Origin of the sequence: Sphingobacterium sp. JUb20 (genome assembly GCF_004342035.1) — a bacterium.
Taxonomy (GTDB): domain Bacteria; phylum Bacteroidota; class Bacteroidia; order Sphingobacteriales; family Sphingobacteriaceae; genus Sphingobacterium; species Sphingobacterium anhuiense.
The window spans coordinates 329,941-356,136 of record NZ_SLYV01000004.1 but is presented as its reverse complement, the minus strand read 5'-3'; the positions used below and the strand labels follow the sequence as shown (position 1 = coordinate 356,136).

Below are 26,196 nucleotides of genomic sequence, written 5' to 3'. Positions count from 1 at the left end.
TTTATACATCAGTAAGCGACTAAAATGTAAGTGATAGACCTAAAGAATATGTTTTATTGAGCGGGTACATGCGGCCTAAATCATCATCTGGATGCTCTGGATCAACAAACTTAACGCCCGTGATCGTAAACAGGTTATAAGCATTAGCAAATAGACGTAAACGCATATTGGAAGATGGTCTTAAATTCGAGATAGTATACCCCAACTCAATACTTTTCAAACGCAGATAAGCTGTACTCACACGATTGAAGGCTGAGTTTGTTTTTGGATATCTACCGGTGTAACCGTAGTAACCCTTTGCCCATTCGATACTTGGATCATATGGATCTGCTGTAGGATCTATCGGGTGCCAACGATCCACATATTGCTCCAATGTTCCGCCTCCGTTTGTTCCCCAGATCGAATACAAAGGCTCCTTATATTCCATTGATCCTAACGCAGATCCTTGCAACAATACATTTAAATCAAAATTCTTATAGGCAGTTTCAATATTTAAACTATAATTTAACCAAGGAGTTTGATCCAAAGCAAAGGGATGTTCATCCAAGCCGCTAATTTCACCATCCCCATTCCAATCCAAATACTTATAATCACCAGGCAATAGATCACGTTCTTTGTAAATAGGATAATTACGAATATCATCCCAACTCTCATAGCGCCCAGCACCTTCATATCCAAACTGGAATCCTTGATAGCGTTGATTTAAGTTATCATTTCGCCAACGGTCATATGAATTTTTATAGGGTCCATTTTGCACTGCGTTCAAATACTTATTTCTAGTAATGGTTGCTATTGCACGAAGGTTGTAAGAAAAATCATTGATCTTATTACGGTGTTTCAACTCTAGTTCTAATCCGAAATGACGATCACTATTCACATTTTCTAAAGGCGCGGTTGTTCCAATTACAGTCGGAAATTCACTGCTACGACGTTGGAATAAACCAGAACGTACACGATCGAAATAATCTAATGTAAACCCGAATAAACCATTCCAGCCTTCGAAATCTACACCAACATTAAACGATTTAGCTTTATACCATGTAATAAGCTCATTGGCAATAGCTTTACGATTTACTCCTGTAATAAATTTATCTCCGAACAAATAACCGGGTGCGTATTGATTATTATAACCATTCTCCGAATTTCCGCTTATCGCAGGATAAATGTACCCCGGTATCCATCCAAAGTCCCAATCGCTAGACAAATCATCTCCAAGCACACCATAACTTGCTCTTACTTTCAATTGATTGACAAATGATAATGCTTTAATAGATTTAAAGAATGGTTCTTCTGATATCCGCCATGCAGCAGATGCTGATGGAAAAAATCCCCATTGATGCCCTTTAGCAAATCGCGATGAGCCATCATATCGAAATTGAAATTCCGCGATATAGCGACCTCCAAAATCATAATTGACCCGACCTATTAGAGCTGACTTTGCTTCATTATAATAATCGTTCAATCCACCATACATTGAGGTCATCTGACCATCTTCTACACCAGCTAATAATTGATCAGAACCAAATGCTAAATTTTTAACACCGTAGAAATTATCTCCATTATTTTTTTGCGTTTCCCAACCTAATAATCCCGCAATTTTATGTTTCTCCGAAAAGGTACGGTCGTAATTCACGATAAATTGAGTCAATAATTGCTGTTTATCAAAAAACTCTCTTTTCATCTGATTAGGACTACTGAGGTTATACAATTTTTGATTGTAAGTATTTGTAGCAGCATTAAATGCATATTGGTAATATTCTTTTCTAAAGATCGCATTGTTATCCACGCGATAATCATAACCAATTAATGCTTTAGCCGAGAATCCTGTAAGAGCTTGCGATAAATTACTTAAGTCATAATGTAATGCGGCAGAGGATTGAAATGTCTTCTTTTTATATTTACGATATCCAGATATATCGGAGTCGATCATAGCTAATGTATTTTGCTCCAAATCAAGCCCCTCATAATTCAATCTGGTGTTCTCTGAATCTGCATAAGCTGGAAATAAAACACCCTGTTTCCAATAGTTCCGAATAATATCGACAGAACTTGTGTATGGATTATTCTGTTGATCGGCCATACCACTTAGACTTAATTCCAACTTCAGTCCTTTGGCTAATTCTGCGCTAATATTGGCCCGTAAATTATACTTATCATAGTTGAGATCACCCGATTTAAAAAAGCCTTCTTGGTATGAATAGCCTCCACCAATATAATACTGTATTTTACTGCTTCCTCCAGAAAAATTAATATCGTGTTGTGTCTGTGGTGAGAATTTTGAGAAGATCAAAGAAGTCCAATCCGTAGCACGACGGGTGCCATTTCGAAAGTCTTCAAAATCTTTTTCCGTATAGATCAGACTCCCCCCATTGATGTTGTTCTTCGACTTTTCATTATAGATCGTCATAGCATCAAATGCATTTGCTAAAAAAGGCATTCCAGAAGGTTTCTGAAAGGTAAATGAGCCGTTATAACCGATAGATACTTTCCCTTCTCTTCCCTTTTTTGTTGTTACTAAAACGACACCATTTGCCGAACGGACACCATAGATTGCTGCAGATCCATCTTTCAAAACCGAGACTTCTTCAATATCACTTGGATTTAGACGCTGAAAATCTTCGGAAGTACGGGGAACTCCATCAATAATAACCAAAGGTGCCCCCATACCGCGGATATCAAAATTGGCTTTAAATGCGCCTGGTTCAGCACTTTTTTGCCAAACACGCACACCAGCAATACGACCAGCAAGCATATTTTGTGGGTTTTCATTTTTGGTCTGCCTCATTTCAGAGCCTTTTACACCAGCAACAGCCCCAGTTAAAGTCATCTTTTTCTGTGTCCCGTACCCAACAACGACAACTGTTTCCAATTCAGTTTCATCCGTCATCAAGGTGACATTAATGGTTTTCCTTTCTCCGATAACTTCTTCCTGAGGTTTATAACCGATGAACTTAAATAACAGAGATGCTCCATCAGTAACCTGTATAGCATAACTGCCGTCCTCATTAGTAGCTGTTTCTGTTCTCACGGTCGCTCCTTTTACACTAACAAGAACACCAGCCAGTGGTTCATTGTTACTGCCCAATACCTTTCCCGTAATATTTGCTTTCTGTGCCCAACCTTTTACAGGCATACAAAGCGTGAGCAATAGTAGTAAAAACCATATCGCCCCCCCATTTTTAAATGTTTTTATCATAATAGTCGTTATTTAGGTTATTTAGATTTGTCTAATTCGTATTGCGATAAGATAGCATACTGTGCCGCATATGTAAACATGAACATAGCCTCCAAATTATTTTTATTTTGATCTACATCCCAGCCATTTAATAAATCTGTTGGTAAAAACCCGTCCTTTAAGAAGTGGTCATAACTATAATCCAGATTCTTTTGAAAAGACTCCATGTAACTTCCTACTTTTTTATAATTAGGATAAATATTAAAGAATCCTCGGAGAAGGATACCGTTGAACCAATTATTGAATCCTGAGGATTCGTAAGTATAATATCCTGGAATCTGCTTTCCCAGTTTTGCAAAATACTCGAAACCAGCATGAGATAATGATTGCGCATCTTCTATATATTTTTTCGATTTTGTCACGCGATACAGATCCGCCGCGCCAGAAATCATTGTACCGGTATTGTAGGAAAATGAGGGACCTACAGCAGTTTTCAAGAATGTATTTGCACGGTATCTCGTTCCATTGACATTCTCGTAAGCGATCGTACAGTCTGGTGAGCAATCTCCCATCATATCGGTATAAACACCCTGACTGTTTAAAAGATAACGCTTTTGCCAATCGTATACTTTTTGTGCAAAACTCAGGTAATAATTACCTTTATTTAACATTTTCGAACGGCGTGTTTTTTTGTCTTTTGTATCGACATATCGATGTTCGATCTGATCAGATTTATGCTTATAGATTTCGTGCAGCCATACCAAGGGGCTAACCATTGGACCGTTGCTACAAGCATGCTTGGTTACATAACCCGGACCCCAGGGAATACCACCATGTTCCTTACCTCTGTCATCTAGTGTACTATCCCAGCCGTCAAGAACATAGGCCGTCAAATACTCAGCCTTTTCTAAAAAGACTTGATCATTCGTTAGGTGATAGGCGTCTATTAATTCACGGACAAGCCACATTTGGTCATCGTAAACATTCAATATCCCAGTAACATTCGCTTTCCCCTTTTCCCGAACACGGTCCACAGCATAGACTGCCCACTCTTTTTCTTGTGTAAATGAGGTCAGTTTAAAAGTCCCTAAATAATAATCAGCATTATCAAATAGTTTTTTCAACAAATCCACATAACGATTATAGTGCTGATTATATAGTTCCACATTGCCATTTTCCTTTTGGAATTTAAGACTTGTTAAAATTGCATTAACAGCTTCGATAGAGGCAGTATACATCCAAACACTGCCCCTTTCAGCAGATAGTTCTTTTGTGTCCGGATTGTAAAATCTAGCCATGGTCATCTCATCACCTGAGAAATAGGTAGCAATGGATTTGTCAACAAGCTGCATTGACCGTACTAAATTTTGAGTTTGAAGATCTGGAACATTACGACCATCCCCGCCATTTCGCATCGTGGCATGCGTAGGTGTTAAAAAACAAAACTGTACAAACAGTAATAGTGGAATAGCATGAATAAAAATGCTTTGTAGCTTTCTTAAAAATTTCATAAGAAGAATCTGGTTTATAATTAGTCAGAATTTTGCCCATGATTAAGGCATTAAATTCTGGAACAAGATAAGTGGAGTCGATTAATTTTAGGGTTAAAAAGGGGTTAATAGGCAAAAATAAAACAATAACCTTGCATTATTTTAATGCTACTGCGTGTTGGAAATTTCAAAAAATCAGAAAACATGTAACAATGGATTTATTTCATTTGATTGTTTTTTTGTATACTTTTAAGGCATTAAGATGTTGAAAAAATAGTTATTAACCATTAAATCATCTAAGAAGGTTTATACGGTCGCCTTTTAAAGGGAATCATGCGTCCATACTTCTTGATTTAAGTTTTTAATTGCGCTGTATGAAATTCTATTATATATATTTTGCTATTTACTTATTCCTGCCGACGCTATCCTTTTCACAAGGACTTAAATTTAATGGAGGTCATCACGCAATCGACAAACGTACTTCCTATGAAGTTTTTGGTGAAAAGACAATTTCATTTGAAGGATTATTTGACATTGACTTCCAACTTGCTATCTATAGCACAAATTCATTGGGAAATATCCTTAGAGTTCAAAATAAGGAAAGTAATACCATCTATAACCTGTTTTATGACGAAGAAAAAGATCAATGCATATTCAGACTAAATGAAGAAGGAAAAAGTAGTTTGATCACAGCCAAAATAGATCGTCGGTTATTAGATAACAACACATGGTTTCCGGTTAAATTAACCTTTAACCTCACACAAGGAATCTTTAAACTTCAAATAAAAAACAAAGTTTTCTCATCCAAAAAAATTGTACTCCCAAATCCCTATTTTCCAATCATTACTTTTGGAAAAAGTGATTATCTGATCGATGTACCGAATATGGGCATTAAAAACCTATCCGTTGGAAATAAAAACACCAAATATGTATTCCCATTAAGGGAGAATGAAGGTAATATTGTTCATGATTTTGAAGGAAATAACTATGGCTTTGTAACCAATCCCGAATGGTTAATCAATGATTCTTATAAATGGCAATTGGTACAGACCTTCAATTCGTCGATTCAAGCAGGCTCTAATTACAATCAAAATAGAAAAGAAATCTATTATTTCAATCGCGATTCTTTATTCATTCATAATATCAAAACGAATGATACTCGGAAAATTGCTTTTCAAAAAAAATGCCCTGTTGACTTGATTCAAGCAACCAACTTCCTTGATGTAAAAGCAAATAAGCTGTATGTTTATGAATTGTATCATAATTATCCGTATGAGGGGCCGACCGTTGCTAGTCTTAATCTTGATACATTTACATGGACTATTGAAAGCTATGATCGTGTCCAAAAGGAACTGCATCACCATGGATTCTTTTTTGATCAGCAAGCAAAGCAATATTACATCTTCGGAGGATATGGGAACATGTCCTATAGTGACAAATTTTATCGATATGCCGCTGATTCTACCAAATGGCAAAAACTTGAAGATTTTACCGGAGATAAGCTCTTCCCACGATATTTTCTATCTGCGGGCTATATGGAAAACAACCGTACAGCATATATTTTTGGAGGAATGGGAAATGAATCTGGAGAGCACATTGTTGGAAGAAAATACTATTATGATCTACACAAAATTAACTTAGATACTAAAAAGGTGACAAAAATGTGGGATATTCAATGGAAAGATAAGCATGTGGTACCTGCACGCGGTATTGTATTCCTAGATCAGTCACACTTTTATGCCTTATGTTATCCCGAGCATCTCACCCGATCAGCAATCAAGCTTTATCGGTTTTCAATCCAAGATGGAAGCTATGAAATATTAGGTGATTCTGTAGCCATCTATTCGGACAAGATTTCAACACGGGCACAGCTTTATTATGACCATCAACTTGGACGTCTACTCGCTTTAGTACAAGAGTCAAATGATGATGTTAAGTCAACATTAAAAATCTATTCCCTAAACTCCCCTCCTATCTCAGAAACAGAATTAAGCAATTATCCCAAAAAAAATAATAAAATTAAATATCTGATTTTTGTATTATTCGGAGGAACTGTTGCAATAGGAGCTTACATCATGCTCAAAAGGATCTCTAATAAAAAAACAGGGCGACATATGATCTTACCAGTACCTGCAGGTGTAGCTGATAGCAATAAAGAACATTTGTTGATCAAGACTAAAAAATTAGCACCCATCGGTAAGTTAAAACCAAGTAATAACGAACCCGCTGTCTGGAAAAATAACTTACAAGCCAATGCAATCTATTTATTTGGAGAATTTACGGTATTAGATCGCAATCAAAAAGATATATCCCATTTATTTAGTACACGACTGAAACAAGTTTTTTGTTTGATTTTAACCCACGCAGGTGAATCCGGGATTTCATCCGCATTATTAAGTCATCTGGTATGGCCAGACAAATCTGAAGATAAAGTCAAAAATTCAAGAGGCGTTACAATCAACCATTTAAGAAAAGCATTAGGTGAATTGGATGGGATAGAATTACGCTATGAGAAAGGGCGTTTTAAAATTGAACAACATGCTGATTTCTATTGCGACTATACGAGATGTATGAAACTCACTTCGTCTATTAACAACACTGAAAACAGAGATGAGTTAATTCATCTATTACGAAGGGGAAAGTTCTTACAGGGTACCAATCAACCTATTTTCGACTCAACTAAGGCTGATCTAGAGAAAAATATAACACCTCTTTTAATCACTGAAATCTATCAAAGTATGGAGAAACATGCCTATAACGATAGCATAGCATTGGCTGAAGTTATTTTTCTATTTGACCCTCTCAATGAAAATGCCTTATTTATGGAAATTAAAGCAATGATTGCTTTAAACATGCTCCAAGAAGCTCGCATACGTTTTCAAAACTTTGCTAGCCAATACAGGAACATCATGGGGGAAGACTTCCCTTTCAACTTTGAAGATATAGCCTAATTTTACATCTTATGGGTTTAAAATCTCCAATCAAATGTAACTTAATCATTTGATCGGAGGTTATCTTGAGTTGCTGAAAAACTATTCCTTTTCATCGAAAGAATTAAATACCCTTTTTAGTTCCGTCAGTTTTTCAGGATATTCATGAATCAAATTTGTTCTTTCACTCGGATCCCAGGCAATATTAAACAATTCCTCTACCGTCTCCTCCGTTTTCCCTGAAATTAAATTTGTTCGTTGTTTAATAATACGATATTTCCAATCACCAACTTTCACAGCTTCTGGTTTACCATAATTAACCAAAAAAATTGGTCTATGGACATAGTTTAAATCAGTCTCTTTACCTTCCAGTAAATTACGTATTGATTGTCCATCCAGTTTTCTGTCTGGTAAAGAAGATCCCGTCCAAGAAGCAATAGTTGGTAAAATATCTAAATTACTGATAGAAGAGCGAATAACTTTTCCTTCCGGGATAATTCCCTTTCCGAAAACAATAAAAGGAACTCGGGCACCGCCTTCATAAGTAAGCGCTTTCGAACCTTTAAATACACCAGCAGTTCCAACATGCCAATTTTTCGTCTCGCCGTCATCTGACATACGAGCAGGATACTCAATCCAAGGTCCATTATCACTAGAAAACATCAAGATGGTATTTTTATCCAGACCTTTAGCCTCTAATGCGTGCCATAATTGGGCAATATACTGATCCAACTCATACAAGACCGCCCCAAGAGGACCTGCATTTTGTGCACTGGCATAAGGATTTTTCTTGTTTGAAAATGCCAATGGAAGATGAGGGAAATTATGTGCATAATACAAAAAGAAAGGTTTGTCTTTTTTTTGCTTATTGATAAAATGAAGTGCTTCACGGTGATAATGCTGACTTAGATCCGAATCATCAGGAGCAAATACTTCAGGACTGCGATTTCTAAAAAGTTTAATAACAGTATCTGTTTTCACATAAGGTGCACGGTAATCATGACTATAGAGCATACCATAAAAGAAATCAAATCCTTGTGCATTGGGTAGCGATTCTCCTTTATCACCAAGATGCCATTTTCCTACCAAAGCTGTTTGATAGCCCTTCTGCTTTAACATTTCAGCGATCGTTACCTCAGCATCAGGTAGACCTAATTCCGAACCAGGACCGATCGGTTGAGGCAAGTTATAACGAGAAGCATAACGTCCGGTCAATAACGACGCACGGGATGGCGTACATGAAGGAGTGGAAACGACATAATTTGTAGCCCGTACACCTTTACTCGCTATCGAATCTAAAAAAGGTGTTTGAATATTCGGACTACCATAAGATCCCAAATCCGAATACCCCATATCATCCGTCAATATAAAAATAATATTAGGAGGTTGTTTTTGAGCATATAATAAGGAACAAAAACTTATACCCGTTAACAATAACAACATTCTTTTTTTACACGACACGATACTCATAATAGTAATTTCTTTTTTTAAATTAATCAATAGGATTTATAAAAATTAAAAACTGCTGCATGTTTATTAAAACCTTTGCAGGGACTACATTATCGATCTTCCAATATTAAATAAATGGCATAATCAATTTCAGAACTGCAAGATTGATTTATAATTGCTGACCAATATAATTAATAAATTGTGCGACCTACAATAAAAAATCTAGTAAAATACGAAAACGATTTCATTCCATCAATTTCAATAACATCATTTAAATGTAAAACATAGCCGTAAAAATAACATTAAACCGTTATGAGATTATAGAAAAAAATCATGTAACATCAGCAAGACAGTAAATGAAGAATAAAACATAACCAACTCATTACAAATACTATAATAAAAAAAACAAAATTTATTTTCGGAAATTATATAATCAAAGAATTATGTAAAATTATATACCATCCACGTTCTGTAAATATTAAAAAACAAGTATTCATCTTTATTGAATTTTATACCTTTGCCACATGAGTACATTCAAAAAATAGGTTACATATGTCATATGTAACTTTTGCGACATTTCAGATATCCTCAAGAACATTCGCTAGCTAAAGAAATCCTATTTACGTTTATCTCATTTGTTTTCAATAAACAATACACATGCAAGAAAATACTTTAAATTCACGAAAATCATTTGCTCCGACACTAATTGCATTCGCATTGGTTCCAATTTCGGGCTTAGCAACAGACATTTACCTACCATCCTTGCCACAGATGGCAACAGAGCTAGGACTGGCAGAAAGTAAGATTCAACTCACCTTATCCCTGTTTTTAATTAGTTATGGTATTTCACAATTCTTTGCCGGTGCCCTTGTTGATGCATGGGGAAGATATCGGATTACCTTAATTTCTCTTTTTCTATTTACAATCAGCTTTTTTATTACAGCCACAACTGATAATATTATTGTCATTTATATGATGCGCATACTGCAAGGAATACTATCCGCATTTGTTGTAGTATCAAAACGCGCCTATTTCGTTGATGTGTACGAAGGTGAAGAGCGAAAACGATACCTGAGTGCCATCACTATCGTTTGGTCATTAGCGCCAATTATTGCTCCTTTCATTGGCGGATATTTACAGGCACAATTTGGATGGCGCTCTAATTTTATGTTATTAGCAGCTTACAGCATTGTGCTCTTCATATTAGAACTCATTTTTTCCGGTGAAACAATCCGTCAGAAAAATCCACTTCAATTTGAATATTTAGTCACTGAATTTAAGACCATGCTTCAAACGAAAGACTTTACGTTTGGAGTGCTCATGTGTGGAATAAGCTATGGTTTAGTTATGTTCTACAATCTAAGTGGACCATTTTTCATTGAACACAATTTAGGTTATAGCTCCATTACGACCGGATACACTTCATTATTAATGGGACTTGCATGGATGTCCGGTGGGTTTATCGGTCGTGCACTAATCAAGAAAGCACTACTACCAAAATTAAGATATGCTAATTATTTACAAATTGCTTTCATTATTTTAATGATTATAATATCTCCGTATATCACAAATCTCTTTACATTATCACTATTCGCCTTCTTGATCCACGTTACCGCAGGATTTATATTTAATAATTATTTTGGTTACTGCTTAGGTCGTTTTCCTTCATCTGCAGGAATTGCCGGTGGCTTAGCAGGTGGTATAACTTACCTCGTCACTTCTGCATTAAGTTATATTGTCGTGAGTCTCGTTAATCCAGAAACACAGACTGAGATAGGTATTGGTTATGCAGTATTTGCTGTTTTGGGTTTCGTTACCCTTATTATAATTAAGGCGAAAAAAGCATACAAACAATGGACATAATCACTAAGTTTAGATTATTCTAAAAACAAATTGGCGAAATTATACGTTTTTACCTTAACATTTTAGACAACTTAAAATAAGCTTGTTTCAACTTTTTTAAATATTTCACCAAGGTATGATGATTACGTCTTCAATAGTAATACAAAAAAAAGCATCAATTATCTGGGAGGTACTGACCGATAAGAATCAATTCAAGCAATGGTATTTTGACATTCCTGATTTTGCTCTAGAGAAGGGCTTAACATTTCATTTTTATGAGCCTGGTGGTAAAAATAAATTTTTACATGAGTGTACAATACTTGAAATTATTCCTAATAAAAAATTAGTTCATACCTGGACTCACCCCACCTTTAGTCAGGGTGTAACAACAGTCAGTTGGTTGCTCCAGGAAAATGAAGGACTAACAACTGTTACTTTACATCATGAAGGTATCGAAAACCTTCATGATGCAGGCCCCGAATTTGCTTCAGAAAACTATCAAACTGGATGGGATCAGATTCTCAGCAATCTCAAAAAGTTTGTTAACGAAAAAGATTAATAAATTTCCCAAAAGCGGGTATATTTTACAAAAAGCAATTGTAATCTAATTCATAAACTTTTTAGAGCAGTAAACTCACAATAAGACCTGTAGAGTTTATGTCTAGTAACTAATTACTGCTAAAAAAAATCAAATAATAATTTCACTCGAATTAAATAGATTGTATATTTGCCTATTGTTTAGAACAAATCTAAATCAACATAAGAATATTACAGATGCCTATTTCATTCCCTTCCATCTCTAATAGATGGAAATTTCTAATTCTAATAATACCATTACAGGTATTCGTTTTCATTTGTCAAGCACAACAAATGACTATAAAAGTCAAAACAGAAAAAGATCTTCCAATTGCTGGAGCGACGGTACGTTTAAATCAACAACTATTAGGAAGTACAGATACAGCTGGTGTGTTGATCACAACAAATGAAAAAATAGCAAATCAAAAAATATCAGTCTCCGCGATAGGATTTAAAGAAAAAATCATCAGTTTATCCAATAAACCCAGCAATAATTTAATCAGCGTCACTTTATTGGCAAGTACAAATGTATTGGATGAAATCGTTGTTACGGCCGGAAGAAAGCCAGAAAGTATTTCAACGATACCATCCTCTATCACAATCTTGAATCAACAAGATATACAAGCACAAACCAACATTACGAACAATTTAGCTACGGTACTTGGTAATGCAATTCCGGGTTTGGGTACCTCGACCAATAAAGCTACAAATTCTGGACAGACCCTTCGTGGACGTGCCGTACTTGTTTTGATAGATGGAATCCCGCAATCAACACCGCTTATGAATGGAGCACGTGACCTACGCACCATCGACCCTAGTGTGATTGAACGTATCGAAGTAATAAAAGGTGCTACTTCAATCTACGGAAATGGTTCAGGTGGAGGTATTATCAATTATATTACCAAGAAAAACAAGGACGGTAAAAAGATTAGTGGTCAGACCATTTTGGGAACATCAATAAATCCATTTGACCCTAAGGAAACCTTAAGTTACAAACTTTCACAACAGCTTTCAGGACTGGTAAATAAATGGAGTTACACCGTTTCGGGTTCGGCAGACTACACCGGTTTACAAAGAGATTCCGATGGTTTACCTCTTGGACAAACTGATGGTCTTTCCAATTCCTATCAGTACAATGGCTTTATTAAAATAGGTTATCAAATTGATTCAAGCAGTACATTGACTGGATTTTATAACTATTATGGAAGTACACAACGTGCCAAATATATCAGTAAAAACGGCATCTATGGTCAGTCGCCTACAATTGGAGTTAGAGGAGAAGAACCAGGCAAACCCGCAGGTACACCTTACAATCACAATGCGATGTTAACCTATTCAAAAAGTAATCTTTTTCATTCAACCCAATTGGATGTAACAGCTTATTTAAATTCCTTCAGTTCAATGAACAGATACGTTGCCAGTGGAACGGCGTGGTATGGTCCAGGACAAACCATGATCAACTCTGAGAAAAAAGGATTGCGCTTAAATCTGAATACTCCATTTCAGCTTTTTTCTATTCCAACTGAAGTAACTTACGGTTTAGATTTATTAAAAGATGTAACCTATCAAGATTTAACAGATGGACGTGTATACATACCAAAAATGAATATGGTTAATTTTGCCCCCTATGCGCAAGTAAAAGCCGACCTCATTGAAAATTTGATCTTTAAAGCTGGGCTTCGGTATGAAAATGCAACCGTTAAAGTCAACGATTACAATACCATAGCTACTGGTCCGAATGGAGAAGGAAGTATATTGGTAAGCGGAGGAAATATTCCATATAAAGCGACAATGTTCAATGCAGGATTACGCTATACTAAATACGATTATTTTAACCCTTTCGTTAGTTTTTCGCAAGCATTTGCGATCAATGAATTAGGTCGTATTTTACGCCGTGCTAAAGAAAACACAATCGGTAATTTAGAAACAGACCCGATCATTACCAATAACTATGAAGCTGGTTTTTCAAGCCGTTTCAGTATCTTCAATATTTCAGCCTCTTACTACATCAGTACTTCGGATTTAGGTGTTAATTTAGTAGATGTTGGTGGTTTTTTAATGCCTCAGCGTGAACCTGAAGAAGTAAAAGGATATGAAGTTACTCTTGATGCGCAACTGAGTCAAAAATTAAGCGTCGGTGGAAGCTATGCATATGTAGAAGGAAAAGCAAAAATGGATGATGGTAGCAAAATTTATCTTAATGGATCTCGGATTGCACCACCTAAAGCAACTGGTTTTTTAAGCTATAAACCAAACCAACAGTTAAATCTGCAATTGTTTTGGATACACACTGGAGCTAGAGATCGATTTGCACTCAATGACAAAGGAAAATATAACAATAGTGAAGGCCCAATCAGTAATGTCGATCTCTTCAATTTATCAGGTAACTACAATTTGAATAAAAATTGGAAAATAGGCTTCGGAATAGAAAATATATTCAATACATCTTACTACCCTACAGTTAGTCAATACCGTGCATTGGATGCCGAGTACGTAAAAGGTAGTGGTACTGTCACTTCATTAAACCTTCATTATCAATTTTAATAATGATTAAGGCAGTTTTATTATGGCTACATAAATGGCTAGGTCTCTTTACAGGCCTAGTTGTTTTTATTGTTAGTTTATCGGGTTGCTTTTATGTTTTCTATGATGAGCTTAAACTAATAGTCTATCCTCAAAAATACTATACTCAAGATTCAGTTGGAGAAAATAGTAAGTTACTCCCACTAACACAGCTGATTGATATTGCTCAAAACGCTTTACCTAAAGGTGAAAAAATAAGTAGAACAGATCTGTACCTCTCACCAGACAGAACTTGGATATTTCGTGCGCTAAAAACGGATGAACATGCTTTTGGTAATAATCAATATTATATTTACCATAAACGAGTTTTTATTAATCCTTATTCGGGTAAAGTACAAGCGGTAGAAAACTCCAAAACAGAATTTTTTCAGATCGTCTTACAACTTCATATGAACTTACTATTGGGCGCCATGGTAGGACATTGGGTAGTAGGAATTTCGGTCATCATATTCATAATAATTTTAATAACAGGAGTGGTCCTATGGTGGCCTAAAAAATGGACCATCAAAAAATTAAAAAGACAGCTTTGGTTTGATTTTAAAGTTAAATGGAAACGATTAAACTATGACCTGCATCAAATCTTAGGACTTTATAGTGTCATTTTCGCCTTATTAATTGCATGTACAGGTATTGCATTTACATTTCCCGCATTTAAAACTTTTTATGTAAAATCGCTCAATGGTTTCGATAGCACAAAAGAAATTGAACAACAGGAAAAGTTCGAATATGTACCACAGAATCAGTCTAAAATATTAGATAATGCGCTCAATTTCACCATATCAAAACACCCAAATGCAGATATGATGTCGATTCGTTTACGTAAATCTCCAACAGATCCACAAGATATTCAAGTGCGGTTCATTAAAGATCGTACCGGCGAATTTATTTGGTATTATTTTAACAGAGGAAATGGTCAGATTGAAAAAGTAAAACAATCAGAAAATGCTCTCATAGGTGATAAAATTGGTGCGATGAACTATGATCTTCATGTGGGTAATTATGGAGGTATAGCCACTAAAGTTTTACATTTTTTCATCGCTTTAATATGCGCATCACTTCCTATTACAGGAACAATCATTTGGTTAAACAAGAAGAAAAAGAAAACCAAAAAAAGAATTAAATAATTTCAATTATATAATAACATAAAAAGAAAAGCCATCCTAATAGATGGCTTTCCTTTTTTAATAAGAATTTATTTTTTGTCTTTTCTATTTTCAATATTTAATAACAATTTTCCCAATTGCAGTAGCACTTTCTAGAAGCCTATGCGCTTTCATATTTTTTCTAATTATTACTACTAACTACTATTTCTTTTTAAATCTATAAATGAAATAAGGAGCGACTCCAATATCTTTACCACCTGTAAAGGCTGGCGCTGTATTCAATTGATTTATCGAAATATACATCCAGTCATCAGGCCCCTGATAAACATTATCTGGCCATAAAAGTTTATCATCATCCTGTATTATATGACTCAATTTGCCTTTCTTGTCCATTTTAGTGATCGCATGCTCCTGTAGATTTGTAAAATAATGATTCCCCTCCCAATCGGTAAGAGCTCCGTCACTGAATGGTTTATCCCCTACCTTAATAATCTGATCAAATACCAATTGACCAGGCTGGTGTCCCCGTAATACTTTTGTCGGGATACTGTACCATCCCGTGCCATTCATAGCTCCGTAAAATAAAGTTTCACGATCATCCGATAAGGTGATAGGATCGATACCCACTCGCGCAGGCTTTCCTCCAAAATGAACTACCTTCCCGTCAATAACCATATCTTTATCCTCGGCATCAAACGAAAAGTGCTTACCAAATCTTGTTGCCTTCTTAGTTTTTAAATTTAAGACGATGATACCTGGATCGGCAATATCTGCTAAATAGGCAAAACCATGCTTTTCGTCAATGGTCACATCCTGAGCAAATGTCCCCTTAGGAGCAATACGACTTGGCAACGTTATTTTCTCTATAACTTTATTTTGCTGTATATCAAATGCCCATAGTCTGGTCTTCCCAAGTTCCAACCCCATATCAACAACCCAAAGCCTATTCTGTTTGTCAAAAATAAGACCCAACATCGCATCAAAAGTTGTATCACTTGCTTTAGCACCATTCTTTTGCATTTTAAGATTAGGATAAGGAACTGCCTTACCATCCACAATCTCCACCAATTGTAACTGCTGACTACCCAATGGATGAATCGTTGAGAAAATGCGTCCTTCAGCAGATACAGCCACATCACCAGGGCGAACGTCCAATTGGGCGACAGCTTCCAGGTCTCTCTTATTTTCTTGATCATTTCCAAAATAACTGGCAGTTCCATCAATCCAATCTTTTCTTGGAGGAGCAAAAAAATCAATGTCCAATGTGCCGTCTTCCAAACATTCAAACTCATGAGGTATATTACCTGGTATAATAAGTACCTCTCCTGCTTTAACAATATAATCTTTGTTCTGCATAGTCACTTTAACACTTCCCTTCGTAATATAAGTCGTTTGTTCATTCGAATGCTGGTGCAAAGGAACTTTCGCTCCTTTATCCATTTTGAACAAGGCTAGCATACCTTGTTCACCAAACACATATTTCCGGTAAAGTCTGTCAGCTAATTTTTCCCAGCCCAAATCATCAAATTTAATATGCTGAATTTCCTTTGGCAGTTGAGCGACAGCAAAATTCATTACTGCAAATGTAAACAGTACAAATACAATGGACTTTTTTAATAAAAACATAATATAAAAATTTATAATTATTTAATAAGCGCTTTGAGAAGCGCGACCTGTATTCCATTCTTTTTGAAACCTTGGACTTGACTCAGGAAAGAGTAATTCATACCCCACTTTAGTATCCACACTGACTTTTATTTTTGTTGTACCAGACCTTCCCGATATAACATGTCCACCAACAGATCGGTCATCAGAAATAAAGTGCAGATGAAAAGGAGTTAGATCAATATTATCCATGAATGTAGGATTATAAAATCCCACCAGTGTACCCGATATACCCGAAACATGATAGACCGGTCGTGTTTCCATTAACTTGGCAAGACCGGTAGTATCATTTTCAGCAAGCTTTAGGGCTCCTCCCAATTGAATTTCTGCCATTAGTCCATGTATCTGAATACCGAAAGGCTTGTTAAAAGAAGGTAATCGCTTAACGATCTCTTCCTGCATCCGTGCTAGTGTTAGATCACCATCCATTTCAAATACCATATCAGGCGTGAATTGTGCAACAGCGGCGAAAGGTACCTTCCTATCATCTTCAGCTTGAACAACTTGACCGGTAGGGATAACACGGTAATATATACCATCCAAAGCAACCATTTCACCATCCAAGTGATTGAATGTACCTAATCCAAAATCCCCCTTCTCTCTTAGCTTACCAACAGCTAAATCTCCCATATAAACACCATGGCGCATAGCATCCATGACAGAATAATGAAATACAGTCTCCGTCGACTGCGCCCAGACGTCAAAGTTAAATCCACTGATCAGAATCGATAAAATTAGAATGGTATACTTTTTCATCAAAGCATAATTCAATGATAGATCATGGATCAGCAAAACATTAGTTTTTATAGTTTTCATTATTGATTATTATATTTTCGTTCGGAATCATCTCTTGGTGTTTTAGGATCATGGAGCACCATCTTCGCAATGTCATCCTTACGCATAAAAACAACCCCATCTTTATCTTTGACATATGTAATAAAATCATCCATTGCTTTTACAACAGCTGGAGTTCCCCCAATACGATCATGAAAACTTATACTCATCATTCTTCTTTTTGATTTACCCTCCTCATACAGTTGATCGAACTCCATCTTTAACTGCGAAAGAAACATTTCTGGAGTCCAATGATTGCCTGCTATATTGACAATATCATTGTTACGAAGCGTGTAAGGCATGACCACAAAGTCCTTTCCATTCACGGTTGTTAAAAAAGGTTCATCACGGCTCAAGTCATCGATATGATATAGAAACCCCAATTCTTGTAAAATCTTTAAAGTATTAGGACTTCTACGTAACCAATTTGCATTATATCCAACGGCTCTTTGTCCCGTAATACGCTCCACAGTATCTACACCTCTTTTTACAAAATCTAGTTCCTCATTATAATCTTTATTCCATTGGTCATCCCATGAAATTCCATGGGCAGCTATCTCATGTCCATCTGCAGCAATTGCCTGAGCGACTTCGGGATATTTCGCCGCGGCTGTCCCAACGACATGAGAAGTCACTTTGATATCGTACTTTTTCCAAAGATTTAGCATGCGATAAACGCCTTCTACAGCCCCGTACCTATACCAACTTTCAGCAGGTAAATCGGGGTTTCCCACCGGTAAGGGATTGCCTGAAAATGGACTTTCAGCTCCAGCCGGCTGTCCCCCTGTTTCAAATTGCATGGAAACAGATATCACCAGCTGAGCGCCATTTGGCCATTGCTTGGTACTAGAAATAGAATCAGAAACCGAAGATTTTGTGCCAGAACTTTGCCCATTATTTTTGCAAGAAGCTAAGACGAGTATAATTGCTAAAATAGCAACAATAGAAATTGATGATTTATACATAGTAATTATTTGTTTTTACAAAAATATTATGAAGCAAGCGCTTAAATCTGTAATTTTTCATCGTATGTTTGTACAAATCAATTACTATGTATGCAAAGGTTTAATAGCTATTACTCATTAAATGTATTTGCTCTGGAGCTGGATAAATGGGATTTCCCAGAACATAAGCACAATTTTTATGAAATTATTTTCATTGAAAAGGGAACCGGTGATCATATCTTAAATGATGCTCGTATGTCCTATGAGGCCGGAGATGTTTTTATCTTAAGGCCTGAAGATGGACATTATTTTGAAATAAAAGAATTTACAAAATTCATCTTTCTAAAATTTAATGAGCAATTATTTACAGAAAAGTTAGCAGGAAGCAAAACAGCCAAATGGTTAGAAACGACCCAAACTTTACTTCAGACAGCCTCAACAATAAATGGAAACATAGTAAAAGATGAGGTTGACAAAATTCATCTCCACTATCTGTTTCAAATTCTATTGCGTGAGTTTTCAAATAATTGTGCCTATAGTAGAGAGTTGCTTCTGGAACTGTTTGGTGGTGTCATGATGCTGTTGGCCAGAGCGCAGTCTACAGTCCAATTTGGACTAGAATGCCCCTCTAATACTGAAATAGATAAATTAAGCCAAATACTGAGTTTTACCCGGATGCATGCCTTGAATCCTGAAAAGATGAAAATTGACAATATAGCATCCCAATTTAATATGTCTCCAAACTACATCAGTATATATGTCAAAAAGCATAGTGGCCAATCCATTCAGCAACATATCATCCAGACCAAAATAAAAACAGCTAGTCAACTATTAAAAAATGGTCGGTACAACATTAATGAAATTGCGCTAAAACTTGGATTCTCCGATGCAAGTCACTTCAATAAAATTTACAAGAAATATACAGGAGCAAGTCCTAAACAAAAGTAAAGACAATTGCTTTAAACGGTATAAGATATTGCATTATATAATTCATCAATGAAAACTGTTTACAAAATATCCTCTCTCTTGAATATAATAGCATGGACGCTAATGTCTCTCGTTATTATTGGAAGCGCATATCATGATATGAGGCACCTTGTGCTCAATAGCTCAGTAGGAATAATGGTCCTGATCATACCCATTTTCACCTATAAAAAAAGACAGAATATCCTAAGACTATGGGAATATTCTGATAAATCAAACAGTCAATCCTGGAAAAACTTTTCCATACTAAACATCATACAGTCTTTTTTCGTTTTATTAATTGGATTTGCTGGTATATCAGCTGTACTATCAAGAGCATTCGGAGAGGGATATCCTATATTTGGGTAGAAAAAATAATTTAAGATCACGATACAGTCCTCACCTATCGCTAATACTCTTTCCGCACTACAATCCGACATCTTACCCTAAGCATTTCTCATTAAGCAAACAAGTAGTCGTATTCAACTGTTATCTTTCAAGAACAGTAAAATAAGAAAGATGAATAGCAGTCTCCACAGCGAAAACCAAAAAGCAACAATAACTAAGCATAAATTCCAAATAGAGGTATTAGATGATTTAAAAAATAATCCGAAGAGATTATCCTCTAAATATTTTTATGACAGTAAAGGAGATCATCTCTTCCAAAAAATCATGGCACTGGAAGATTATTATCTTACAAAATGTGAACTTGACATCTTCAAAAATCAGACAGCTGAAATTGCTAATTTAATATGTGCAGATGACAAACCATTTGATCTGATAGAATTGGGAGCAGGCGATGCTATGAAATCCACATTTCTATTGCAACACCTTGTTCGTAGAGAAGCAAACTTTACTTACATGCCGATCGACATATCTGGTAATATCCTTTCAGTTCTAAAAACAAATCTTAACGATGCAATTCCAGCTTTAAATATCATCTGCCTCAAAGGTGAATATTTTGAGATGATCGAAAAAGCAATGACAATATCGTCAAATCGCAAAGTAATATTATTTTTAGGGAGCAATATTGGTAATATGGAAATTGCGGATGCTGAACAGTTCTGCTCCAAATTGAAGAGTAAACTAAATCCTGGAGACAATGTTTTAATAGGTTTTGATTTAAAAAAGCATCCTAAAACGATACTTCGTGCTTATGATGATCCAACAGGTATAACTGCAAAATTCAATCTTAATCTTCTCCTTCGCATTAATCATGAACTCGGGGCTAATTTCAACATAAATCAATTTGAACATTATCAAACCTACGATCCCTTAAATGGCGCATGTAAAAGTTATCTCATTAGCCTAACAGAACAGCAAGTGACACTCGGCGAGGAGCAGATCTCATTTGAAAAAAATGAACCCATTTACATGGAAATATCACAAAAATTCTCACCTTCTGACATCCGAGATCTCGCCAATAGCTCAGGTTTTAACTTTGTCAGCGAACTATACGATTCGAAAGAATGGTTTATGGATGCAATATGGGAAATCAAGTAAAAAAACGATGATGAATACAAAACATACAATAACCGATCACATTACAGATTTAGAAGAACAATATTGGACTATTCGAAATCACTCTGTACATATATGTGCACCTTTAGCCATTGAAGATTATGTTGTGCAACCAATAGTAGATGTCAGTCCTCCAAAGTGGCACTTAGGGCATACAACCTGGTTTTTTGAAACATTTTTATTGATCCCTTACTTTCCTGAATATCAAGTTTTCGACTCACAGTATAATTATGTCTTTAACAGTTATTATGAAACTGTAGGCGCGCGGGTCATCCGAACCGATCGTGGAAATTTAAGCCGTCCATCCGTATCTGATATTTACAAGTATAGAGCTTACGTAGATGAGCAAATGCAGTTATTTTTTGAGCAGAAACGACATCACTTACAGGAAGTATTAACTTTGCTCGAACTGGGACTTAACCATGAACAGCAACATCAGGAATTACTGATTTCAGATATCAAATATATTTTGGGCCACAATCCGCTTTTCCCATCCTATAAAAATAAAAGCGATCCAGAACCTTCAAAATCAGAATTCGTAAATAACGAAATGATTACCTTTCCAGCCGGAATATACGAAATCGGATTTGAAGGAAAGGGGTTCTGTTTCGATAATGAACTTGGGAGACATCAAGTCTATCTACAAGAATTCGAAATTGCTACACAAGTTGTCAGCAACGGGGAATACTTAGAATTTATAGAAAACGGAGGGTATCAAGACTTTCGCCATTGGCATGCTGAAGGTTGGGACTGGGTAAAAGAAAATGATGCTCATGCACCACTATATTGGCATAAAATTGACAACCAATGGATGCACTATACATTATCAGGTCTAAAATTATTGGATCTCAATGAAGTACTCAATCATATCAACTATTTTGAAGCGGTTGCTTATGCAAATTGGAAAGGAATGCGTTTACCAACAGAGGCCGAATGGGAAATCGCGGCTGATAACATGCATTGGGGCGACCGATGGGAATGGACAGGAAGTGCCTATCTGCCTTATCCAGGTTTCAAAAAAGAAGCTGGTGCGGTAGGCGAATATAATGGAAAGTTCATGGTCAATCAAATGGTTTTACGAGGTGCTTCGGAAGCTACGTCAAAAGGACATAGTAGAAAGACATATCGAAATTTCTTTCATACACAGCACCAATGGCAATTTACGGGTATTCGACTAGCACGATGATATCGATCACAACGAAATCAGCCCTATAATATCAAAAAAAACGATAATAAATAACGGTGACATGGATTATCAAGCCGTGGCTAATAATTTGAAAAGAACGTAACTGATAACAACTTATGTGACCAAACAAATTTTATAAAAAACCAAATCATGTACCTTAATGTCCATAAATTAATATAAATTTAACATTTAAAAGATATAGTATTTATAAACAATGTTTAGCATTGTAAAACATTTTATGTTATATTTACAATACAATTATGGCTAAGCAAGGAAAATTCTTGGTTTTTGAAAAACCTAAATCTCCGCTTCAATCAGTATCGAGTACGATACCAAATCTGGAAGAAGGAGAAATACTCGTCAAAATAAATTACGCTACACTTTGTGGCAGTGATCTTCATACTTATTGCGGTCTACGTCAAGAACCTTGCCCAACTATACTTGGGCATGAAATAGTGGGGACAATAATGGAGACAAATTCAAATTCAGTTTTAACAGATGCTTCCGGACAGGAACTCAAAGAAGGAGATGTTATCACCTGGACCGTATTTGCTAGTGATCCCGAAACAGCTAGTTATAATGAAGAAACGCCTCAAAAAAATGAAAATCTATACAAATATGGACACAGACAAATTACAGATCGTGACAGTTTTCATGGAGGATTAGCGTCACACATTATATTAAGACCACATACTTCCATTCGTATTCTTCCAAAAGAATTACCTGCACCTATTGCAGCAACGATCAATTGTGCAATTGCGACATCAGCTGGAGCAATTCGGTTAGCTGGAGCCATCAAAGGCAAGAAAATACTTATTTCCGGAATGGGTTTATTGGGTCTAGTATGTGTAGCGATGTGTAAAGAAGCAGGCGCATCCGAAATTATAGTAACAGATATTGATGACAAACGCTTAGCGCTTGCTACAAAATTCGGTGCTACCGAAACTCTAAATTCTAAGGAAACCACGCTTGATGAATCAGCAATTGCTAAAGTAGGAAATGGTATTGATCGCTTTATTGACATGAGTGGCTCGCCAGATGCTATGGAAGCAGGAATAGCACAATTGGGTATAAATGGAGTTGCCGTATTTATTGGTGCAGTGTTTAAACAGCGTAAACTTGAGATCGATGCAGAGCAGATGATCCGACGCATATTAACAATTAAAGGTTTACATAATTATAATTATGAAGATTTTTCTACGGCAGTTGATTTTATTGTACATAATTTCGAAAAATACCCATTTCTTGATCTTGTTGAAAAAGAATTCTCTTTAGATGAAGTGAATGAAGCTTTCGACTATGCAGTAATGAACAAACCAATACGTGTTGGCATCAATATGGATATCAAATAACAGAAGATGCAGATTCAAAAAAACTTCAGAAAAGAGCAATGGAAGATGCTATTTATCACCATGTTCTGTTATTTATTTTTTTATACGGGAAGACATAATTTTGGCTGGGCGGCAAAAGGAATGTCAGCTGAATTAGGTATAAGCTACCAGCAAATTGGATGGATTAGCTTTTCCATGTTGATGGGATATGCCATAGGACAATTAATTAACGGTAATCTTGCAGATCGTCTAAGTCCAAAAATCATGATCTTAACAGGTGGTTTTCTATCTATTGTCTGCAACCTGTCTATTAGTTATGCCAATACCTACGTTGTAATACTTATTCTTTGGACACTAAATGGTTATTTTCAATCCATGGCCTGGGGATCGGGAAGTAAATTAATCTCCAATTGGTGGGATAGCAATGAACGAGGTAAAGCTTTTGGTTTTTATACCATGGCAGCAGGTAGCTCATCTGTGCTTACATTTTTCATGGCGTTACTTTTAGTACAACAAGAACAAAGCTGGCGTACACTTTTTAGATACCCCATACTCTTTCTTCTTTTTGCCTTAGTCTTATTTTTAATTATTGCGAGAAGTCATCCGTCTTTAAAAGGATTTACGCTACAATCAGATAGTGCACAAAACGATTCAACATCAAAATTAGGTTGGAAAGAGTCTTATAAGCTCGTATTCGGAAACAAAAAATTTCTGATCGCATCCTTTGCCATCGGATTTCAAAGTATGGCGAGATATGGACTTATTTTCTGGGTACCGATCCATTTCTTAGGGAATAATTACAAGGAATCAAATGGTAATTTATGGCTTACTTTATTCATTCCTATCGGCATGGCTGTAGGTGCAGTTTCATTTGGTTATATTTCAGATTTATTATTTAATAAAAACAGAAGTAAGTCGATTAGAGCCGGAATGCTGATTAGCAGTGCAATTGCACTGCTAATTTATTTCATTCCTACTCCACATCATATACTTGCTGCAGTATTGATGTTCACTTCTGGATTTTTTGTTTATGGACCTCAAGCTAATTTTTGGACCTTAAGTCCAGATATCTTAGGTACCAAACTCGTCGGTACCGGTATCGGTGTTATGAACATGTTCGCATATGTGTTTGCTGCAATCGGAGAACCCATATTTGGGAAAATTATTGACTACACTGGTGATACATCAAACATCTTTCTTGTAGTAGCTGTAATTTGCGCTTTGTGCGCTACAGTTATATCATTTGTAAAGCCGGCAACACCTGTTAAAAATGATCAGTAAAACACAGCAGTCGGTGCGTAATTAAAATGCACGATATGCAATTAAAAATAGATACCCATATAATAAATTCATAATATGGGTATCTATTGCATTTACAGCTAATATTAATAAGCAATTTATCAACCGAATTATATATTGTCAATTATGATAAACAGAAAATCATTCTTAAAAATTGGAGGACTTAGTCTATCAGGACTACTAGTAAATAAAACCATGGGAGCTCCACTAGTTGAAAGTACTGAAGCAAGTACCCTTAAGAATCAAGGAGTTAAATTTGGAGTCATATCAGATCTCCATTATGACCTTATGCATGATAGCGACCGAAGAGCACAATTATTTATTGATGCTATGATCAAAGAGCAGCCCGATTTCATAATTCAATTAGGTGATTTTTGTGTACCTAAACCTCAGAATAAACCCTTACTAGATATTTGGAGTAAATTCGAGGGAGAAAAACATTACGTATTGGGAAATCACGATACCGATGGTGGATTTTCCAAAGAGCAAGCTTTAGCTTTTTGGGGTGCGACAAATCCTTATTATTCATTTGATAAGAACGGTTTTCATTTTGTCGTATTAGATGGCAATGAAAAAAGTGAAACGAAGAAAATAGATGGCTATCCACGCTCTATTACAAAAAAGCAACTTAACTGGCTAAAAAAAGACCTTCAAAACACATCCTTACGCACCGTTATTTTCTGTCATCAAGGACTTGAAAATACATTAGGAGGATTAGATAATGGCATGGAGGTACGTTATCTATTCGAACAGATAAACCAAGAGGCAGGCTTCAACAAAGTAGTACTTGTGTTAACAGGTCACCATCATATGAATTATCACAATGAAATCAATGGGATCCATTATGTTCAGATTAACAGTTCATCATACTATTGGGCAGGAGAAGACTTTAAAAGTACGGCGTTCTCAGATGATTTTTACAAAAAACACGGCATCCTTCGCTATACACTCGTATATGAAGATCCAATTTGGGCAGTAATTGACCTAGATCATAAAAAGAATATTCGTATTCAAGGTACGAAAACCAAAATGGCTGGAGTACCATTAAGCGATGCAGGAATTGATGTTTACAAAGATGTATATCCAATAACTTCCGAAATTGATTCGAGAAAATTGAAATATTGATTTCATAATAAAGGCCTCTTTAGAGGCCTTTATTATGAAATCAATATCATTACCATATCTGGAAACAATTAACATTACCAGAAAAATCATCCACGTAAATATAATTAACTTAGATATTCTCTTCTTAAAAAGATAACTGCAACGGAAGCCATCGATGCTAAAAATATTCCATTGCGATCC

General features: G+C 35.9%; 18 protein-coding genes. 12 read left to right on the top strand and 6 right to left on the bottom strand.

The features are described 5' to 3' along the window. Positions 1-19: 19 nt before the first annotated feature. Complete coding sequence (locus EDF66_RS09120; RefSeq protein WP_132842132.1) at positions 20-3,196, bottom strand: SusC/RagA family TonB-linked outer membrane protein; 3,177 nt, start codon at positions 3,194-3,196, stop codon at positions 20-22. A gap of 17 nt (positions 3,197-3,213) precedes the next feature. Continuing rightward, positions 3,214-4,686, bottom strand: a complete 1,473-nt coding sequence (locus EDF66_RS09115) for a glycoside hydrolase family 76 protein (protein WP_207898558.1) — start codon at positions 4,684-4,686, stop codon at positions 3,214-3,216. Positions 4,687-5,039: 353 nt separating this feature from the next. Here EDF66_RS09115 and EDF66_RS09110 point away from each other — a divergent pair, with 353 nt between their 5' ends. After that, positions 5,040-7,616 carry a DNA-binding transcriptional activator gene (locus EDF66_RS09110; protein WP_132842131.1) on the top strand — a complete coding sequence of 859 codons (2,577 nt, stop codon included), beginning with the start codon at positions 5,040-5,042 and terminating at the stop codon, positions 7,614-7,616. 81 nt (positions 7,617-7,697) lie between these two features. Here the strand turns inward: EDF66_RS09110 and EDF66_RS09105 are convergent, their stop codons facing one another. Further along, positions 7,698-9,065, bottom strand: a complete 1,368-nt coding sequence (locus tag EDF66_RS09105; protein WP_243656019.1) for a sulfatase-like hydrolase/transferase — start codon at positions 9,063-9,065, stop codon at positions 7,698-7,700. Between the two features lie 636 nt (positions 9,066-9,701). Between EDF66_RS09105 and EDF66_RS09100 the strand changes: the two genes are divergently transcribed. From EDF66_RS09100 to EDF66_RS09085, 4 genes are all read left to right on the top strand, one after another. Next, positions 9,702-10,907, top strand: coding sequence for an MFS transporter (locus tag EDF66_RS09100; RefSeq protein WP_132842129.1), 1,206 nt, complete (start codon positions 9,702-9,704; stop codon positions 10,905-10,907). Positions 10,908-11,022: 115 nt separating this feature from the next. Next, entirely contained in the window at positions 11,023-11,445 is a 423-nt protein-coding gene (locus EDF66_RS09095; protein WP_132842128.1) for an SRPBCC domain-containing protein, read from the top strand. 311 nt (positions 11,446-11,756) lie between these two features. Beyond that, positions 11,757-14,006, top strand: a complete 2,250-nt coding sequence (locus EDF66_RS09090; protein ID WP_243656018.1) for a TonB-dependent receptor — start codon at positions 11,757-11,759, stop codon at positions 14,004-14,006. A 2-nt stretch (positions 14,007-14,008) separates the two neighbouring features. Then, positions 14,009-15,169, top strand: a complete 1,161-nt coding sequence (locus tag EDF66_RS09085; RefSeq protein WP_207898556.1) for a PepSY-associated TM helix domain-containing protein — start codon at positions 14,009-14,011, stop codon at positions 15,167-15,169. Between the two features lie 180 nt (positions 15,170-15,349). Here EDF66_RS09085 and EDF66_RS09080 read toward each other — a convergent pair whose 3' ends face one another. The 3 genes from EDF66_RS09080 to EDF66_RS09070 are packed head-to-tail and all read right to left on the bottom strand — an operon-like array spanning position 15,350 to position 18,612. Then, positions 15,350-16,774: an L-dopachrome tautomerase-related protein gene (locus EDF66_RS09080; protein ID WP_132842125.1), complete on the bottom strand. Its 1,425-nt coding sequence runs from the start codon at positions 16,772-16,774 to the stop codon at positions 15,350-15,352. A 21-nt stretch (positions 16,775-16,795) separates the two neighbouring features. Further along, positions 16,796-17,629 (bottom strand): acetolactate decarboxylase, encoded by an 834-nt coding sequence (locus EDF66_RS09075; protein ID WP_132842124.1) that lies wholly within the window; start codon positions 17,627-17,629, stop codon positions 16,796-16,798. Then, entirely contained in the window at positions 17,629-18,612 is a 984-nt protein-coding gene (locus EDF66_RS09070; RefSeq protein ID WP_132842122.1) for a polysaccharide deacetylase family protein, read from the bottom strand. The genes EDF66_RS09075 and EDF66_RS09070 overlap by 1 nt, the downstream gene beginning before the upstream one ends. A 90-nt stretch (positions 18,613-18,702) precedes the next feature. Between EDF66_RS09070 and EDF66_RS09065 the strand changes: the two genes are divergently transcribed. The 7 genes from EDF66_RS09065 (at position 18,703) to EDF66_RS09040 (ending at position 26,016) form a co-directional block, all read left to right on the top strand. Next, a complete protein-coding gene (locus EDF66_RS09065) occupies positions 18,703-19,539 on the top strand; it encodes an AraC family transcriptional regulator (RefSeq protein WP_132842121.1) in 837 nt (278 codons plus the stop codon). Positions 19,540-19,587: 48 nt separating this feature from the next. After that, positions 19,588-19,923, top strand: coding sequence for a hypothetical protein (locus EDF66_RS26250; RefSeq protein WP_207898554.1), 336 nt, complete (start codon positions 19,588-19,590; stop codon positions 19,921-19,923). Positions 19,924-20,073: 150 nt separating this feature from the next. Beyond that, positions 20,074-21,057 carry an L-histidine N(alpha)-methyltransferase gene (locus EDF66_RS09060; RefSeq protein ID WP_132842119.1) on the top strand — a complete coding sequence of 328 codons (984 nt, stop codon included), beginning with the start codon at positions 20,074-20,076 and terminating at the stop codon, positions 21,055-21,057. A gap of 7 nt (positions 21,058-21,064) precedes the next feature. Continuing rightward, positions 21,065-22,261 (top strand): ergothioneine biosynthesis protein EgtB, encoded by a 1,197-nt coding sequence (egtB, locus tag EDF66_RS09055; protein ID WP_310438100.1) that lies wholly within the window; start codon positions 21,065-21,067, stop codon positions 22,259-22,261. Positions 22,262-22,521: 260 nt separating this feature from the next. Continuing rightward, positions 22,522-23,613 carry a zinc-binding dehydrogenase gene (locus EDF66_RS09050; RefSeq protein WP_132842116.1) on the top strand — a complete coding sequence of 364 codons (1,092 nt, stop codon included), beginning with the start codon at positions 22,522-22,524 and terminating at the stop codon, positions 23,611-23,613. Positions 23,614-23,619: 6 nt separating this feature from the next. Further along, entirely contained in the window at positions 23,620-24,873 is a 1,254-nt protein-coding gene (locus tag EDF66_RS09045) for an MFS transporter (protein WP_243656017.1), read from the top strand. A 144-nt stretch (positions 24,874-25,017) separates the two neighbouring features. Beyond that, a complete protein-coding gene (locus EDF66_RS09040; RefSeq protein WP_132842114.1) occupies positions 25,018-26,016 on the top strand; it encodes a metallophosphoesterase family protein in 999 nt (332 codons plus the stop codon). Positions 26,017-26,196 lie beyond the last annotated feature (180 nt).

Coding starts and splice junctions, on each gene's coding strand:
- EDF66_RS09120 (WP_132842132.1), bottom strand. CDS start 3,196: ATGATAAAAACATTTAAAAATGGGGGGGCGATATGGTTTTTACTACTA.
- EDF66_RS09115 (WP_207898558.1), bottom strand. CDS start 4,686: ATGAAATTTTTAAGAAAGCTACAAAGCATTTTTATTCATGCTATTCCA.
- EDF66_RS09110 (WP_132842131.1), top strand. CDS start 5,040: ATGAAATTCTATTATATATATTTTGCTATTTACTTATTCCTGCCGACG.
- EDF66_RS09105 (WP_243656019.1), bottom strand. CDS start 9,065: ATGAGTATCGTGTCGTGTAAAAAAAGAATGTTGTTATTGTTAACGGGT.
- EDF66_RS09100 (WP_132842129.1), top strand. CDS start 9,702: ATGCAAGAAAATACTTTAAATTCACGAAAATCATTTGCTCCGACACTA.
- EDF66_RS09095 (WP_132842128.1), top strand. CDS start 11,023: ATGATGATTACGTCTTCAATAGTAATACAAAAAAAAGCATCAATTATC.
- EDF66_RS09090 (WP_243656018.1), top strand. CDS start 11,757: ATGACTATAAAAGTCAAAACAGAAAAAGATCTTCCAATTGCTGGAGCG.
- EDF66_RS09085 (WP_207898556.1), top strand. CDS start 14,009: ATGATTAAGGCAGTTTTATTATGGCTACATAAATGGCTAGGTCTCTTT.
- EDF66_RS09080 (WP_132842125.1), bottom strand. CDS start 16,774: ATGTTTTTATTAAAAAAGTCCATTGTATTTGTACTGTTTACATTTGCA.
- EDF66_RS09075 (WP_132842124.1), bottom strand. CDS start 17,629: ATGAAAACTATAAAAACTAATGTTTTGCTGATCCATGATCTATCATTG.
- EDF66_RS09070 (WP_132842122.1), bottom strand. CDS start 18,612: ATGTATAAATCATCAATTTCTATTGTTGCTATTTTAGCAATTATACTC.
- EDF66_RS09065 (WP_132842121.1), top strand. CDS start 18,703: ATGCAAAGGTTTAATAGCTATTACTCATTAAATGTATTTGCTCTGGAG.
- EDF66_RS26250 (WP_207898554.1), top strand. CDS start 19,588: ATGAAAACTGTTTACAAAATATCCTCTCTCTTGAATATAATAGCATGG.
- EDF66_RS09060 (WP_132842119.1), top strand. CDS start 20,074: ATGAATAGCAGTCTCCACAGCGAAAACCAAAAAGCAACAATAACTAAG.
- egtB (WP_310438100.1), top strand. CDS start 21,065: ATGATGAATACAAAACATACAATAACCGATCACATTACAGATTTAGAA.
- EDF66_RS09050 (WP_132842116.1), top strand. CDS start 22,522: ATGGCTAAGCAAGGAAAATTCTTGGTTTTTGAAAAACCTAAATCTCCG.
- EDF66_RS09045 (WP_243656017.1), top strand. CDS start 23,620: ATGCAGATTCAAAAAAACTTCAGAAAAGAGCAATGGAAGATGCTATTT.
- EDF66_RS09040 (WP_132842114.1), top strand. CDS start 25,018: ATGATAAACAGAAAATCATTCTTAAAAATTGGAGGACTTAGTCTATCA.